The following is a 16,225-nucleotide window of genomic DNA, read 5'->3' on the forward strand; positions in this document are numbered from 1 at the left end:
CCGCCAGGACCAGGAACCAGGACCAGGAACCAGGAGCCAGACCATGAGCGCCACCGCACCCGCCGCCCGCGACGCCGACCTGCGGGGCCAGACCCTGAACCTGTGGCTGGCCACGCTGGCCTCCACCGTCGGGTTCTGGGCCTGGACGATGATCGGCCCGCTGTCCGCCCGCTACACCGAGCAGATGGGCCTGGCCCCGACCCAGACCGCGGTCCTGGTGGCCATGCCGATCCTCGTCGGCGCGGTCGCCCGCGTTCCGGTCGGGGTGCTGACGGACCGCTACGGCGGGCGCCTCATGTTCACCGTGCTGCTCGGCCTCACGGCACCACTGGTGCTGGTCACCGGCCTGGTCGGGTCGCTGGGTGCCTACGTCCCGCTGCTGGTCGTGGCGTTCTTCCTCGGCATCGCCGGAGCGGTCTTCGCGATCGGCATCCCCTTCGTCTCCGCCTGGTATCCGCCGCACCGCAAGGGCTTCGCCACCGGCATCTTCGGGGCGGGCATGGTCGGCACCGCGGTCTCCGCCTTCGCCACCCCGCAACTGGTGGCCGGGATCGGCTACCTGACCACCCACGTCCTCGTGGCCGTCATCGTCGCGGTGGTCGCGGTGCTCTGCGCCCTGCTGCTGCGGGAGTCTCCCGCCCGGGCCGGCACCACGCCCACCCCGGCGCTGCCCAAGCTCCGGCGGGCCTTCTCCCAGCTGGTCACCTGGCAGCTCTGCTTCCTCTACGGCGTGGTCTTCGGTGCCTTCGTGGCCTTCTCCAACTACCTGCCCACCTACCTGGGCAACATCTACGACTACGCCGCCACCGAGGCCGGCTGGCGCACCGCCGGCTTCGCCCTGGCCGCCGTGGTCGCCCGGCCGGTCGGTGGCACCCTCGCCGACCGGCTCGGCCCGCGGGCCGTCACGCTGACCTCGTTCGCCGGGGCCGCGGTCATGGCGGTCATCGTGGCCCTGCAGCCCGGCGCCGAACGCGTCTACGGACCCGTCTTCCTGCTCATGGCCCTGTTCCTGGGACTGGGCACCGGCGGCGTGTTCGGCTGGGTCGGCCGCGCCGCGGACCCGCGTGACGTCGGGACGATCGGCGGCATCATCGCCGCGGCCGGCGGGCTGGGCGGGTACTTCCCGCCGCTGGTGATGGGAGCCACCTACAACGAGGAGCACAACAGCTACTTCGTGGGGCTGATGCTGCTGGCCACCTTCGCGCTCGTGGCACTGGCGCTGACCTTCACCGTCCGCAACGGCGGCAGGGTCGATGAGCGGCAGGCGGCGTCGGCGGCCGCGGTGTAGCGCCATAGACTGGAGTCCATGACTCAAGACTCGATCCGCGTCGCCATCCTGGGCGCCTCAGGGAAGATGGGCCACTACGCCGTCGAGGCGGTCGACGACGCCGCAGACCTGGAACTCGTCGCCCGGCTCGGCTCGAAGGACCGGATGGAGTCCGTGCTCGAGGCCGGCGCCACCCACGTCCTGGACCTCTCGGTCCCGGACGCATCGCCCGATCACGTGGCCTTCGCCGTGGAGAACGGCCTGCACACCGTCGTCGGGACCTCCGGCTGGTCCGGTGAACGGCGGGCGGTGCTGGCCGGGCAGCTCGCGGGACACCCCGGGGTCGGGGTCCTCATCGCCCCCAACTTCGCCCTCGGCTCGGTCCTGGCCAGCGCCTTCGCGGCCAAGGCCGCCAAGTACTTCCCCTCGGTGGAGCTCATCGAGATGCACCACCCGGCCAAGGTGGACGCCCCCTCGGGCACGGCCGTGCGCACGGCGGGACTGATCGCCGAGTCCCGGGCCGCGGCCGGTGTCGGGCCCTCCCCGGACGCCACCACCCATGATCCGGACGGAGCGCGCGGGGCCCTCGTGGACGGCGTCCGGGTGCACTCCGTGCGGCTGCGCGGGCTGGAGGCCCACCAGGAGGTGCTCCTGGGCGGGCCGGGCGAGCAGCTGGTCGTCCGCCACGACGCCTTCGACCGCGGTGCGTACATGCCCGGGGTGCTGCTGGGGCTGCGCACCGTGGCCTCGCGGCCGGGACTGACCTACGGCCTCGACGGCTACCTCGACCTGGACTGACGGGACCTGATGAAGACCAAGATCGGTGTGGGCGCGATCGTCGCCCTCATGCTGCTGTTCGCCGTGCTCGCCGTGGTCTCGGCGGTCGGCTTCATGCAGGCGCCGCAGCCGGTGGCCAAGGTGCTCGGGGTGGCCACCCTGGGGATCGTGGCCGTCGGATTGTGGACGCTGTGGCGTGAACTGCGCTTCGGGATCATGATGGAGCGGTTGGGCCGCACGCTCGCCGCCGAGGGCGGCCTGCCCGTCGACGACCTGCCGCGCTCACCCGGCGGGCGGATCGACCGCACCGTGGCGGACGCGCAGTTCGAGGTCTTCCGGGCCGAGGCCGAGGCCGCCCCGGAGGACTGGCGTTCCTGGTACCGGCTCTCCCTGGGCTATGACGCCTCGGGCGACCGGACCCGGGCCCGCCGGGCCATGCGGGACGCGATCCGGCTCTACCCCTAGGACCCCTAGGACCCCTGGGGCCGGGGCCCCGCCAGGGTGGACGCGACCGTCGAGACCCCCCACTCCAGCGGGCCCTTCCAGCCGAAGCCGCGCCATATGGTCCCGGCGACCAGGCAGCCCACCCAGTAGGCGATGAGCAGCCCCGACCGGGGCCAGCCGGCGGTGGCGGACCCGAACGCGTCCAGCGCCACGAGGTGACCCACGTACAGGGTCAGGGTCATCGAACCGGCCCCGATCAGGGGCATCAGGGGGTAGGCCAGCACCCCCCGGCCCACGGTGCACAGCAGGAGGCAGACCCCCAGCACCATGGCCGAGGTGCCGCAGGTCAGCAGCAGGTCCAACGGGGCCCCGGAGTGCGGGGTGGCCAGGGTGAACCACACCGGATGGGCCTGGATCGCCTCCGTGGAGATCGCGGCGCCCGTCAGCAGCTGTGCCTCGAGCCGGGCCGGGCCCACCCCGGTGCCGGCGGCGATCGCCTCCAGCACCCCCGGCAGCGACTGCAGGCCCCGGGAGACCAGGAACGCCGTGGCGGCCAGCGCCGCACCGCCGGCGGCCAGTGCGGCGGACACCCGAATGCGCTCCAGGCGCAGTCGTCCGAGGAACAGCCCGAACAGCACGTAGCCGAGCCACTGCAGCACGGGGTAGTACCCGGTGAACAGCAGGTCCCACGCGAGCAACCCCGGCTGGACCACGAGGTCCGGCAGGGCGGGAGTGTGCCAGATGCGCCAGTGCTCCACGTACGCCGTGGCGCCCACCGCGGACTGCATGACCGCGGAGAGCAGGCTCGCCGCCACGGGGGAGAGCAGGAGCCACCCGGCGGCCCAGCCGGCCAGCGCCCGGGCCCCCAGGTGCAGGAACGGCAGTGCGGCGAGGAACAACAGGGCGTAGTGGGCCAGGATGACCGCCACGTTCGTGTCCAGCGAGCCGCAGGCCAGGCCGATGACGAACAGCAGGCCCGCGCGGACGGCCACCTGGCGCCGGTCCCACCCCAGGCGCGGTTGCTGGTGGGGTGCACGCCGGGCGCCCGCACCACCGGTGAGCAGGGCCAGCCCGACGCCGGCCAGGGTGGCGAACAGGGCCGAGGACTTCCCCGCGAACACCAGCCCCACCGTCGTCGGTCCCGTCCCGTCGGCGGAGACCAGCACCATCAGGTGGGTCGCGATCATGCCCAGCAGGGCGATGCCCCGCGCGGCGTCCACGCCGGGGATGCGGCGTGAGACCTCCGTGCGCAGCGCCATGCACCCCTCCTGTGATCAGGTCCTCGTGCGTGACTTACGCACCGCAGGACATTCTCGCAGGTAGGCTGGACGCCATGATCGACACCCCTGCCGCACGCTCCGAACTGCCCTTCGGCACCCTGGTCCCGGCCATGGTGACGCCGTTCACGGAGGACGGCAGCCTGGACCTGGACTCGGCCCAGAAGCTGGCCGCCCACCTGGTGGACGAGGGCGCGGACGGACTGGTCGTCACCGGCACCACGGGGGAGACCTCGACCCTGCGCGACGAGGAGAACATCGCGATGTTCGAGGCCGTCGTCGAGGCCGTGGGCGGCCGGGCGAAGGTCATCGCCGGCACCGGCATGAACGACACGGGGCACTCGGCGCACCTGTCCCTGCTGGCCGAGCGCGCCGGCGTCGACGGCCTGCTGCTCGTCACCCCCTACTACAACAAGCCGAACCAGGCCGGGATCCGGGCGCACTTCGAGACCATCGCCTCGTCCACCGACCTGCCGGTCATGCTCTACGACATCCCGGGCCGCTCGGTCATGCCGATCGAGCCGGACACCATCATCGCCCTGGCCGCGCACCCGAACATCGTGGCCCTGAAGGACGCCAAGGGCGACTTCCAGTCCACCACCCTGGTGGCCGCCAACACCGACCTGCACATCTACTCGGGTGAGGACGCGCTGACCCTGCCGCTGATGGCCCTCGGCGCCGTGGGTGTCGTCTCGGTGACCGCCCACGTGGCCCCCCGGCTCTACCGCCGGCTCGTGGACGCGATGGCCGCCGGGGACCTGGCGGCCGCGCGCGCCCTGCACTTCGAACTGGACCCGTACCAGCGCGCGGTCATGACCCACATCCAGGGTGCCGTGTCCACCAAGACGATCCTGCAGTGGCAGGGCATCCTCCCCAGTGCCACGGTCCGCCTGCCGCTGACGCCGGCCACCGAGGACGAGCAGACCGTCATCCGCGCCGACCTCGCGGAGGCCGGACTCACCTTCTAGAAGGGACCGAATCCCATGGCACCAGGCCCCCGCCTGTCCACCCCGCCCCAGCTCAAGCCCGGCACCTGCCGGGTGGTGCCGCTCGGCGGCATCGGGGAGGTCGGCCGGAACATGACGACCTTCGAGCTGGACGGCAAGATCCTCATCGTCGACTGCGGCGTGCTGTTCCCGGAGGAGACCCAGCCCGGCGTGGACGTGATCCTGCCGGACTTCGAGTACATCCGGGACCGCCTGGACGACGTGATCGGCGTGGTCCTGACCCACGGCCACGAGGACCACATCGGCGCGGTGCCGTACCTGCTGCGGATGAGGCCGGACATCCCGCTGATCGGGTCCACGCTGACCCTGGCCCTGATCGAGGCCAAGCTCGAGGAGCACCGGATCCGGCCGATCACCCTCACCGTGAGGGAGGGGGACACCGAGCACCTCGGTCCCTTCGAGTGCGAGTTCGTGGCCGTCAACCACTCCATCCCGGACGCCCTGGCCGTGGCCCTCAAGACACCGGCCGGCACCATCCTGCACACCGGTGACTTCAAGATGGACCAGCTGCCCCTGGACGGGCGCATCACCGACCTGCGCGCCTTCGCCCGGCTCGGCGAGGAGGGCGTGGACCTGTTCCTGACCGACTCCACCAATGCCGAGGTCCCCGGGTTCACCACCACGGAGAAGGAGATCGGCCCGGTCCTGGAGGGACTGTTCGCGCGGGCGGACAAGCGCATCATCGTCGCCTCCTTCGCCTCCCACGTCCACCGCATCCAGCAGGTCCTGGACGCCGCCGGCGCGCACGGGCGCAAGGTGTGCTTCGTCGGCCGGTCCATGGTGCGCAACATGGGCATCGCCGCCAAGCTGGGCTACCTGGACGTCCCGGAGGGGACCCTGGTGGACCTCAAGGAGGTCGACCGGCTGCCGGACCACGAGGTGGTGCTGATGTGCACCGGTTCCCAGGGCGAGCCGATGGCGGCCCTGTCCCGGATGGCCAACGGTGACCACCGCATCCAGCTGGACACCGGAGACCTGGTGGTGCTGGCCTCCTCGCTGATCCCCGGCAACGAGACCTCGGTGTTCCGCGTGGTCAACGGCCTGATGAAACTGGGCGCCGAGGTCGTCCACAAGGGGATGGCCAAGGTGCACGTCTCCGGGCACGCCTCCCAGGGCGAGCTGCTGTACTGCTACAACATCGTCAGGCCCACCCACGTCATGCCGGTCCACGGTGAGACCCGGCACCTGATCGCCAACGGCCGGATCGCCGAGGCCACGGGCGTGCCCGGGGAGAACGTCCTGCTGACGGAGAACGGTTCCGTGGTGGACCTCAAGGACGGGGTGGCCCGCGTCAGCGGCCAGGTCGAGTGCGGCTTCGTCTACGTGGACGGCTCCTCGATCGGCGAGATCACCGACGCCGACCTCAAGGACCGGCGCATCCTCGGCGAGGAGGGGTTCATCTCGGTGATCTCCGTGGTCAACCGCCAGACCGGCACGATCGTCTCGGGCCCGGACATCCACGCGCGTGGCGTGGCCGAGGACGATGCCGTGTTCGACGACGTCAAGCCGCGTATCGCCCGCGCGCTCGAGGAGGCGGTGCAGTCCAACGCGGACCACACCACCCACCAGTTGCAGCAGGTCGTGCGCCGCGTCATCGGCACCTGGGTGAACCGCAAGCTGCGACGCCGCCCGATGATCGTCCCGGTGGTCCTGGAGGCCTAGACGGGCCCGGCGACGGGCGCTCCGGCCCGGAAAGCCTGTGTTGGTCCGGGCCGGGGCCGTCGCCGGGCGGTACCGTACTTGCATGGCGACCCGTACTTCCCCGACGCGTTCGCAGTCCGGCCGGTCCTCGACGTCCCCCGCCCGCAAGGGCGCGGAACCGAAGTCCGCCAAGTCGTCTGCGCGCTCGTCCGGTTCCACCCAGCGCAACCGCACCGCATCCGCGGTGCCCGAGGCGCACGCAGAGCCGCAGGCGCCGGTCCTGTTGCGTGCGCTGCGCGGATTCTGGATGGCCATGGCCACGCCCGTCGGCGCCGGGGTCCGCAAGATCGGCCGCGACGCGAGGATCGCGCCGGAGGATCGCCGTGACGGCACCGGGTTCTTCCTGGTGGTCCTGGCCGCGGTCATCGGTTCCGTGGAGTGGTGGGGCCTGCGCGGGACCCCCGGTTACGGGACCGTGGTCCACAACATCGCCGCCGGCACCCTCGGCTGGGCGGCCCTGATCTTCCCCGCGGTGCTGCTGACCGTCGCCGTGCGCTACTTCCGCACCCCCCAGGAGCACCGGGACAACGGCCGGATCACCATCGGCCTGCTGGTGGTGACGGTGGCCGTCGCCGGTATCGCGCATCTGGTCGCGGGCCTGCCCACCGTCGCCGACTCCTTCGCCGAGCTCCTGGCCGGCGGGGGCATCGTCGGCTACCTCGTCACCACGCCGCTGGCCTCGCTCGTCACCCCCTGGCCCGTGTGGGCGCTGATGGTGGCGCTGGCCCTGTTCGGGGTGCTGATCGTCACCGCCACCCCGGTGGGCCAGATCCCGCAGCGGATCCGGGACGCCTACGCCTGGCTCACCGGCCAGCCCGACGGCGGTGCCCCCGGCTCCCGGGACGGCGCGCGTGGGGGACACGACCAGTCCTACCTCACCGAGCATGACCGCCCCTCCGGCCGCGGATCCCGTGCCGGCAGGGACCGTACGGCCGGCAAGGAGCGCACGGCCGGCACGGAGCTCGAGGCCGGCGAGGCCGCGAAGAGCGGCAAGACCGGCAAGGACGGCAAGGCCGGCAAGCGCAAGGGCGTCCGGCTGTTCGGCCGCGACGAGACGCCCACCGAGGTCCTCGACGACGCCGGGACCCCCAGCACCGAGGCCTACGAGACCGCCGTCATCGACGAGAAGCCGCAGGATGTGGTGGCCGAGCGGCCGCAGGACGAGGTGGCCGAGCAGCCCCCGGCCGTCCCGGCGGGCGTGCGGCGTCCCACCGCCGGGGAACTGGCCATCGCCCGCGCCAAGGAGGCGGCCGGGGTCAGGATCCCGAAGCCGGAGGAGACCGAGGACGCCGGCCCCTCGACCGAGCCCATCGGCGTGGTCGCACCCTCCGTGCCGGCGAATCCCGTCTCCCGGCCCGCGGAGCTGCCGCCGATGCCCGCCCGCTCGGAGCAGCTGCACCTGGGCGGGGACGTCACCTACACGCTGCCGGACTCCACGATGCTGCCCGCGGGCCCGCCCCCGAAGGAGCGCACCGAGGCCAACGACCAGGTGGTCGCCGCGCTGACCGAGACGCTGACCCAGTTCAAGGTGGACGCCGAGGTCACCGGCTTCTCGCGCGGGCCGACGGTGACCCGCTACGAGATCGAGCTCGCGCCGGGCACCAAGGTGGAGAAGGTCACGGCGCTGTCCAAGAACATCTCCTATGCGGTGGCCTCCTCGGACGTGCGGATCCTCTCGCCGATCCCCGGCAAGTCCGCGATCGGCATCGAGATCCCCAACGCCGACAAGGAGGTCGTCGCCCTGGGCGACGTGCTGCGCTCGAACGCGGCACGCAAGACCGACCACCCGATGGTGATGGGCGTGGGCAAGGACGTCGAGGGCGGCTACGTGATGGCCAACCTGGCGAAGATGCCGCACATGCTGGTGGCCGGCGCCACCGGTGCCGGCAAGTCCTCCTTCGTGAACTCCATGATCGTCTCGATCCTCATGCGCTCGACCCCGGACGAGGTGCGCATGGTCATGGTGGACCCCAAGCGCGTGGAGCTCACCGCCTATGAGGGCGTGCCCCACCTGGTCACCCCCATCATCACGAGCCCGAAGAAGGCCGCGGAGGCGCTGCAGTGGGTGGTGCGCGAGATGGACACGCGCTATGACGACCTCGCCGCCTTCGGCTACAAGCACGTGGACGACTTCAACAAGGCCGTCCGCGCCGGCAAGGTGACCCTGCCGCCGGACTCCAAGCGGGTCCTCAAGCCGTATCCGTACCTGCTGGTCATCGTGGACGAGCTCGCCGACCTGATGATGGTCGCCCCCCGCGACGTCGAGGACGCGATCGTGCGCATCACCCAGCTGGCCCGCGCCGCCGGCATCCACCTGGTGCTGGCCACCCAGCGGCCCTCCGTGGACGTGGTCACCGGCCTGATCAAGGCCAACGTGCCCTCCCGCATGGCGTTCGCGACGTCCTCCGTCACCGACTCCCGCGTGGTCCTGGACCAGCCCGGTGCCGAGAAGCTGCTCGGTCAGGGCGACGCCCTGTTCCTGCCGATGGGCAAGTCCAAGCCGATGCGCGTGCAGGGCGCCTGGGTCAACGAGTCCGAGATCCACGCCGTGGTGGAACACGTCAAGGGCCAGATGCAGGCCCAGTACCGGGACGACGTGGTGCCGGAGAAGGTCGAGAAGGTCATCGACGAGGACATCGGTGACGACCTGGACCTGCTGCTGCAGGCCACCGAGCTCGTGGTCACCACCCAGTTCGGCTCGACCTCGATGCTCCAGCGCAAGCTGCGCGTCGGGTTCGCGAAGGCCGGGCGGCTCATGGACCTCATGGAGTCCCGCGGCGTGGTGGGCCCCTCGGAGGGGTCCAAGGCCCGGGACGTGCTGGTCAAGCCGGACGACCTGGCCGGGGTGCTCGCCACCATCCGCGGCGACACGCCGCCGGCGGCCGCGCCCAGCGAGGACGCCCCCGAGGCCTATGCCGAGGACGTGGTCCACTCCGACCACGAGGCCGGCCGCCCGCCCGTGCGCGGTGCCACCGACCAGGAACTGGTGCGGGGCTCGCTCCCGGAGGACGACGGCTACGGCCGCGACCTCGTCGCCGAGGACCTGGCCGGGCGACGCTCGGCCCAGGACTGGTACGACGAGGAGGAGGACGAGGGCTCGGAGGACGCCTGGCAGCTCACCGGCCGGTGAGCCGCGGAAGGAACCGGCGGGTCCGTAGACTGCAGGGATGAACGAGAACTGGAACCTGCCCAACGTCCTGACCACGGTCCGGATCCTGCTGGTCCCGTTCTTCGTCTGGTTCCTGGTGGCCGGAGGCCCCGCCGGCGAGGACTCCCCGGGCATGCGGTGGGCCGCCTTCGCGGTGTTCGCCGTGGCCATGTACACGGACAAGCTCGACGGCGACATCGCCCGGGCCCGCGGACTGGTCACGAGCTTCGGGAAGATCGCCGACCCCATCGCGGACAAGCTGCTCACGGGCGCGGCCTTCATCGTGCTCTCGATGCTGGGGGAGCTGTGGTGGTGGGTCACCATCCTGATCCTGCTGCGCGAGTGGGGGATCACCCTGATGCGCTTCGTGGTGCTGCGCTACGGGGTCATGCCGGCCTCGCGGGGAGGCAAGCTCAAGACCGTGCTGCAGGCCGGGGCGCTGCTGCTGATGCTCGCCCCGCTGACCCCGCTGCTGGGGGACTGGTACCCCTGGGTCGGCTGGACCGCGATGGGTGCCGCCCTGGTCGTCACGCTCGTCACCGGCGCGGACTACGTCCTCAAGGCGGTCCGGATGCGCCGGTCCGCGCAGACCGGCGGGGCACGCCCATGAGCCTGCCGGCCGACGTCGTGACGGAGCTGATCCGGCGCGGGCTGCGGATCGCGACCGCCGAGTCCCTGACCGCGGGACTGCTGGCGGCGACGATCGCGGACGTGCCCGGTGCCTCCGCGACCCTGCAGGGAGGGGTCGTGGCCTACCAGAACGAGGTCAAGGAGCGACTGCTGGGCGTGGACCCGTCACGCCTCGCCAGCCACGGGGCCGTGGACGCCGGCGTCGCCGCCCAGATGGCGGAGGGGGCCCGCCGGAGGCTGGGCGCGGACATCGGCGTGGCGACCACCGGGGTGGCCGGGCCCGAGCCGCACCAGGGCCGGGCCGTCGGGACCGTCTACCTGGGCATCGCCGGACTGCCCGGTCCCGCCGCCGAGGAACTGCACCTGGACGGGGACCGGGAGGGTATCCGCCGCGGGACGGTCGAGGCCGCCCTGCGCAGCGTGCTGCGGCGCCTGGACCGGGAGGCACGGGCATGACGACCGCGATCGGGTTGATGGCCGACCCCGGGACGCCCGCGATCGTGGCCGGCCGGATCCGCGAGGCCCTCCAGGCGGAGCTGTCCCACAGGGTGGACGACAGCACGGAGTGGCGGATCGACGTGGTGGACGAGATCGTCCCCCTCGACGCCGACGGCAGTGTGGACCTGGTCCGCTGGACGACGCAGGTCGACGCGCGCCACGACTGGGAGATGGTCATCTACATCACGGACCTCCCGCGCTACGAGAACGGGCGTCCCGTGGTGGCCGAGATCTCACGGCGGGACAACGCCGCCGTCCTGTTCCTGCCCGTGCTCGGAGTCTTCCGGCTGGAGCGGCGGGTCGTGGAGACGATGTCCCGCCTGGTGGGGCACCTCTACCGGGGTGCCGTCGACGTCGGGCCGGAGGGCCGGACCGTGACCCGGGATCCGGAGCACCCGGAGGCGCTCAACGCCCTGGTGCCGCTGTCCGACACGACGTCCGAGTCCGCGGAGGCCTCCGAGCAGGTGTACGCGACCGGTCCCTGGGCCGTTCCGCGCCTGCTGACCGGGATGGTCCAGTCCAACCGCCCCGGGCGCCTGCCGGCCGCGATGACCGCCTCGGCGGCCGCCGCGTCCGCGGCGGGTGCGTACGGCGTCTTCTTCGGCAGCATCTGGACCCTCGCCGCGGACATGGGCGTGGACCGCCTCTCGGTGGTCACGGTGCTGGCCGTCATCGGCATGACGACCTGGCTGATCGCGACGAACGGGCTGTGGGCCCGCCGCAGCGACTGGTCCACCCGGCGGTGGGCGGCGATGGACAACCTGGCCACCGTCATCACCGTGGCCGTCGCCGCGCTGATGATCTACGCGGGACTGTTCCTGTTGCTGTTCGTGGCCTCCGTGGTGGTGGTCCCGCCGCACTACCTCACGGAGACGCTGGGGGTGGAGGCCGGGATCCAGCACTACCTCAAGCTGTCCTGGCTGGCGGCCAGCCTGGGCCTCATCGCCGGCGCGATCGGGTCCAGCTTCGACGATGACGAGGCCATCCGCAACGCCACCTACTCCCTGCGGGAGGCCGAACGACGGGCCCTGCACCAGAGGCTCGAGGAACGGGAGGATGAGAGACCCGAGCACCGCGCCCACGGGACGGGACCATGACGATGGCGTCACGATCCACGACCGGTCCGGTGGGGCCTTGTCACGGGGTGCCAGGGTGTCGCTAGTGTGGGACACGAGGATCCGGCGGGGCCGGGGGCCGGCGGTCGTGGCTGTGAATCCGCTGGGAACCCGCCGTCGCCGGGGTGCTCACGGGAACAAAAACCGGTGCCGAGCCGGTTATACAGGACAGTTGACCCGGCGCCCGCCGCACCACCGGCGAGTGCGCGTTCCCAGAACTCGTACAGGAGAAACCAGTAGACATGATGAAACAACCGGTTACCATCAACGGAATCACCCGTTGGCTGGCGACCGGAGAGAACATTCCAGCAGCCACTCCAGAGACCAAGGAGCACGCCGTGCCAGTCCTTCGCCAGGAAATCGGAGATGTGCTGCGAGACGTGCGTCAGCGCCAGGGGCGCACCCTTCGTGAGGTCTCGCACCACGCCCGCGTGTCCCTCGGTTACCTGTCCGAGGTCGAGCGCGGCCAGAAGGAGGCCTCCTCCGAGCTGCTGTCCTCGATCTGCGGGGCCCTGAACGTCCCGATGTCCCTCATGCTGCGTGAGGTGTCGGACCGCATCGCCCTTCAGGAGGGCGTGCACATCCCGGACCACATACCGGCGGACCTCGAGGCCGGCTACCGCCGGGACTCCCTCGTCGACGCACTGCCGGACGAGGTCCCGGACGATCTCGGCCAGCTGGCCGGCAGCCACTGACCACCGACGCGGCCGCAGACCCCCGGGGTCTGCGGCCACGTTCGTGTGCGGTGCGGAAGGGAACCCATGAGACTGAGTGAATTCCGTCGTCTGATGGACGAGGAGTTCGGCCCGGCCAACGCCGGGGTGATCGCCTCGTCGCTGGTCCTGCCCACCCTGGACACCACGGCGGACCAGGCCTTGGACGCCGGGTGGGATCCCCGCAGCGTCTGGCTCGACGTCTGCGACCTCCAGGGTGTTCCCGAGGACCGCCGGCTCGGCCGCGACATCCCGCCCAGGGACTGAACTCCCGGGAACCGGTGGACACGCCGGACGGCTATTCGAAAATACGTTCGAATGACGGTAGTCTCCTGCACAGGACTTCTCCGGAGCCGGAACCCGGGTATGTCATCCACAGCGACCGTCCTGTCCCGTTAACTCGTCCGGGCGGGCCGATAGGTTTCTCTACAGCACAAGGGATCGGCCCCGACGGCCGCCCGTCACCAACACAGACCCAGGGGTGAATCATGGCGTCAGCCAACGACCGCGAGAAGGCACTGGAAGCCGCACTGGCCCAGATCGACAAGCAGTTCGGCAAGGGGTCGGTGATGCGCCTGGGCGACGACGCGCGCGCACCGATCGAGGTGATCCCCACCGGTTCGGTGGGCCTGGACGTCGCCCTCGGTATCGGCGGCCTGCCGCGTGGCCGCGTCGTGGAGATCTACGGACCGGAGTCCTCGGGTAAGACCACCGTTGCTCTGCACGCCGTGGCCAACGCGCAGCGCAACGGCGGGATCGCGGCGTTCATCGACGCCGAGCACGCGCTGGACCCGGAGTACGCCCGGAAGCTCGGCGTGGACACCGACGCGCTGCTGGTGTCCCAGCCGGACACCGGAGAACAGGCCCTGGAGATCATGGACATGCTCGTGGGCTCCGGATCGCTGGACATCATCGTCATCGACTCCGTGGCGGCCCTGGTGCCCCGCGCCGAGATCGAGGGCGAGATGGGTGACAGCCACGTCGGCCTGCAGGCCCGCCTGATGTCCCAGGCGCTGCGCAAGATCACCGGCCGGCTGGCACAGACCAAGACCACGGCCATCTTCATCAACCAGCTGCGCGAGAAGATCGGCGTGTTCTTCGGCAGCCCGGAGACCACCACCGGTGGTAAGGCGCTGAAGTTCTACGCCTCGGTCCGCATCGACGTGCGCCGCATCGAGACGCTCAAGGAGGCGGGCAACGCGGTCGGTAACCGCACGCGCGCCAAGATCGTCAAGAACAAGATGGCCCCGCCCTTCAAGCAGGCCGAGTTCGACATCATCTACGGCGAGGGCATCTCCCGCCAGGGCTCGCTCATCGACATGGGCGTCGAGGAGGGCATCGTCAAGAAGTCCGGCGCCTGGTTCACCTATGACGGCGACCAGCTGGGCCAGGGCAAGGAGAACGCCCGTCGGTTCCTGAAGGACAACCCGGACCTGGCGGACGAGATCGAGACCAGGATCCTGGAGAAGCTCGGGATCGGCGTCGCGCCCGAGGAGGACTCGGCCGCTGAGCCTCAGCTGCGGGCCGTCTCCGGGGAGTCCCCGGCCCGATGACCCGCCGCCATCTTCGCGTGGTGCCGGATCCGGACCTTCCCGAGCATCTCGCGGACGATCCGGAACCGGCCGCCGAGGAGGTGGCCCGGTCCATCGTGTTGCGCCAGCTCACCGCCTCGCCGAAGTCCCGCCGGCAGCTCGAGGAGAAGCTGGCAGAGCGTCAGGTGCCGCCCGAGGTGGCGTCCGCGGTGCTGGACCGGATGGAGGCGGTGCGGCTCGTCGACGACGAGGCCTACGCCGAGTCCTACGTCGCCTCCCGGCAGCGCAGCCGCGGCCTGGCCCGCGGCGCGCTGCGGCGGGAGCTGCAGCAGAAGGGCGTCACCGGTGAGGCCGCCGAGCACGCCCTGGAGACGATCAGCGAGGACAGCGAGCGGGCCGCCGCCATCGAACTGGTGGAGAAGAAACTCCGCGGACGCCCGGTGCCCTCCGGGGATGACCCCGAGTCCCGGGCGGAGCGGGACAAGGTCGTGCGACGGCTCGCCGGCATGCTCGCCCGCAAGGGCTACGCACCCGGCATGGCGCTCGGGGTGGTCAAGGACGTGCTGGGCGGGCTGGAGCCCGACGACTAGAATGCTGCGGTGACTTCTGCCCTCCTGCCCCCCGATGACCGCACGTACCAGGTCCGCACCTTCGGCTGCCAGATGAACGTGCACGACTCCGAGCGCATCTCCGGTCTGCTCGAATCCGCCGGGTACTCCCCGGCAGACGAGGCCACGGAGCCGGACCTCGTGGTCTTCAACACCTGTGCCGTCCGGGAGAACGCGGACAACCGCCTCTACGGCAACCTGGGCAACCTGCGCTCGGTCAAGGACAACCACCCGGGCATGCAGATCGCGGTGGGCGGCTGCCTGGCCCAGAAGGACCAGAAGACCATCCTGGAGAAGGCGCCCTGGGTGGACGTGGTCTTCGGCACCCACAACATCGGCTCCCTGCCGGTGCTGCTGGAACGGTCCCGGCACAATCAGCAGGCGGAGCTGGAGATCCTCGAGTCGCTCGAGGTCTTCCCGTCCACCCTGCCTACCAAGAGGGATTCCACCTACTCGGGGTGGGTCTCCATCTCGGTGGGCTGCAACAACACGTGCACCTTCTGCATCGTCCCCGCCCTGCGCGGCAAGGAGAAGGACCGCCGCCCCGGGGAGATCCTCGCCGAGGTGCAGGCGCTGGTGGATGCCGGCGCCGTGGAGGTCACCCTGCTCGGCCAGAACGTCAACACCTATGGCGTCGAGTTCGGGGACCGGGGGGCCTTCGCGAAGCTGCTGCGGGCCTGCGGCGGGATCGAGGGCCTGGAGCGGGTGCGGTTCACCAGCCCCCACCCGGCCTCCTTCACCGATGACGTCATCGAGGCGATGGCCGAGACCCCGAACGTGATGCCGCAGCTGCACATGCCCCTGCAGTCCGGCTCGGACAAGGTGCTCAAGGACATGCGCCGGTCCTACCGGTCGAAGAGGTTCCTCGGCATCCTGGACAAGGTCCGCGACCGGATCCCGCACGCCGCCGTCACCACGGACATCATCGTCGGCTTCCCCGGGGAGACCGAGGAGGACTTCCAGGACACCCTGGCCGTCGTGGAGGCCTCCCGGTTCTCCTCCGCCTTCACGTTCCAGTACTCCATCCGCCCCGGGACGCCCGCGGGCGAGATGGAGGACCAGGTGCCCAAGCACATCGTGCAGGAGCGCTTCGAACGGCTGACCGCCCTGCAGGACAGGATCAGCGCGGAGGAGACGGCGAAGCTGCTCGGCACCCGCCAGGAACTGCTGGTGACCAACCAGCCCGGCAGCAAGGGCGCGGAGACCGGGCGGCTCGCCGGCCGCGCCCCGGACAACCGCCTCGTGCACTTCAGCGTCCCGGCGGGGGAGCAGGCGCCGCGCCCCGGGGACTTCGTCACCGTGACCATCACCGAGTCGCACCCCTACCATCTCATCGCCGACCCCACGGCCCAGGACTACCTCCTGCGCCGGTCGCGCTCGGGTGACGCCTGGGACCGTGCCCAGGCCGAGTCCTGCGGCGTGCCCGCACCGGGCGGGGTGGCCGGTGCCGCCGGGACCGCCGGGGTGAGCCTGGGCATGCCCTCCCTGCGCGTCGGTTCCTGAGCCGG

Annotated in this window: 15 protein-coding genes; 14 read left to right on the forward strand and 1 reads right to left on the reverse strand. The window is 71.2% G+C overall.

Annotation, left to right across the window (positions count from 1 at the left end; all coding sequences use genetic code 11):
• Positions 1–43: 43 nt before the first annotated feature.
• From PLJ28_RS06010 to PLJ28_RS06020, 3 genes are read left to right on the forward strand one after another with little or no spacing between them, the layout of a single operon-like run.
• The gene (locus tag PLJ28_RS06010; RefSeq protein WP_298043965.1) at positions 44–1,288 is read left to right on the forward strand and encodes an MFS transporter; all 1,245 of its coding nucleotides are present in this window, start codon (positions 44–46) and stop codon (positions 1,286–1,288) included.
• An 18-nt stretch (positions 1,289–1,306) separates the two neighbouring features.
• On the forward strand, positions 1,307–2,065 hold the full coding sequence (gene dapB / locus PLJ28_RS06015; protein WP_298043962.1) for a 4-hydroxy-tetrahydrodipicolinate reductase: 759 nt from the start codon (positions 1,307–1,309) through the stop codon (positions 2,063–2,065).
• A gap of 9 nt (positions 2,066–2,074) precedes the next feature.
• The gene (locus PLJ28_RS06020; RefSeq protein ID WP_298043959.1) at positions 2,075–2,509 is read left to right on the forward strand and encodes a hypothetical protein; all 435 of its coding nucleotides are present in this window, start codon (positions 2,075–2,077) and stop codon (positions 2,507–2,509) included.
• Positions 2,510–2,514: 5 nt separating this feature from the next.
• Here PLJ28_RS06020 and PLJ28_RS06025 read toward each other — a convergent pair whose 3' ends face one another.
• On the reverse strand, positions 2,515–3,747 hold the full coding sequence (locus PLJ28_RS06025) for a heparan-alpha-glucosaminide N-acetyltransferase domain-containing protein (protein WP_298043956.1): 1,233 nt from the start codon (positions 3,745–3,747) through the stop codon (positions 2,515–2,517).
• Positions 3,748–3,821: 74 nt separating this feature from the next.
• Between PLJ28_RS06025 and dapA the strand changes: the two genes are divergently transcribed.
• From dapA to miaB, 11 genes are all read left to right on the forward strand, one after another.
• Positions 3,822–4,733, forward strand: coding sequence for a 4-hydroxy-tetrahydrodipicolinate synthase (dapA, locus tag PLJ28_RS06030; protein ID WP_298043954.1), 912 nt, complete (start codon positions 3,822–3,824; stop codon positions 4,731–4,733).
• A gap of 15 nt (positions 4,734–4,748) precedes the next feature.
• The gene (locus tag PLJ28_RS06035) at positions 4,749–6,434 is read left to right on the forward strand and encodes a ribonuclease J (RefSeq protein WP_298043951.1); all 1,686 of its coding nucleotides are present in this window, start codon (positions 4,749–4,751) and stop codon (positions 6,432–6,434) included.
• 82 nt (positions 6,435–6,516) lie between these two features.
• Positions 6,517–9,603, forward strand: a complete 3,087-nt coding sequence (locus PLJ28_RS06040; protein WP_298043948.1) for a DNA translocase FtsK — start codon at positions 6,517–6,519, stop codon at positions 9,601–9,603.
• Positions 9,604–9,640: 37 nt separating this feature from the next.
• A complete protein-coding gene (gene pgsA / locus PLJ28_RS06045; RefSeq protein ID WP_183524337.1) occupies positions 9,641–10,231 on the forward strand; it encodes a CDP-diacylglycerol--glycerol-3-phosphate 3-phosphatidyltransferase in 591 nt (196 codons plus the stop codon).
• Entirely contained in the window at positions 10,228–10,707 is a 480-nt protein-coding gene (locus PLJ28_RS06050) for a CinA family protein (protein ID WP_183524340.1), read from the forward strand. The genes pgsA and PLJ28_RS06050 overlap by 4 nt, the downstream gene beginning before the upstream one ends.
• Entirely contained in the window at positions 10,704–11,846 is a 1,143-nt protein-coding gene (locus PLJ28_RS06055) for a hypothetical protein (protein WP_183524343.1), read from the forward strand. Before PLJ28_RS06050 ends, PLJ28_RS06055 begins: the two co-directional genes overlap by 4 nt.
• Positions 11,847–12,106: 260 nt before the next feature.
• Positions 12,107–12,559 carry a helix-turn-helix domain-containing protein gene (locus tag PLJ28_RS06060; RefSeq protein ID WP_183524346.1) on the forward strand — a complete coding sequence of 151 codons (453 nt, stop codon included), beginning with the start codon at positions 12,107–12,109 and terminating at the stop codon, positions 12,557–12,559.
• Positions 12,560–12,625: 66 nt separating this feature from the next.
• Positions 12,626–12,844, forward strand: coding sequence for a DUF3046 domain-containing protein (locus PLJ28_RS06065; protein WP_183524349.1), 219 nt, complete (start codon positions 12,626–12,628; stop codon positions 12,842–12,844).
• 221 nt (positions 12,845–13,065) lie between these two features.
• Positions 13,066–14,130, forward strand: a complete 1,065-nt coding sequence (gene recA, locus PLJ28_RS06070) for a recombinase RecA (protein ID WP_010145162.1) — start codon at positions 13,066–13,068, stop codon at positions 14,128–14,130.
• Positions 14,127–14,699 carry a regulatory protein RecX gene (locus PLJ28_RS06075; protein ID WP_221243334.1) on the forward strand — a complete coding sequence of 191 codons (573 nt, stop codon included), beginning with the start codon at positions 14,127–14,129 and terminating at the stop codon, positions 14,697–14,699. Before recA ends, PLJ28_RS06075 begins: the two co-directional genes overlap by 4 nt.
• 9 nt (positions 14,700–14,708) lie before the next feature.
• Positions 14,709–16,220 carry a tRNA (N6-isopentenyl adenosine(37)-C2)-methylthiotransferase MiaB gene (gene miaB / locus PLJ28_RS06080; protein WP_298043936.1) on the forward strand — a complete coding sequence of 504 codons (1,512 nt, stop codon included), beginning with the start codon at positions 14,709–14,711 and terminating at the stop codon, positions 16,218–16,220.
• Positions 16,221–16,225: the final 5 nt, after the last annotated feature.

The organism is Citricoccus sp. (assembly GCF_035445025.1).
GTDB lineage: Bacteria > Actinomycetota > Actinomycetes > Actinomycetales > Micrococcaceae > Citricoccus.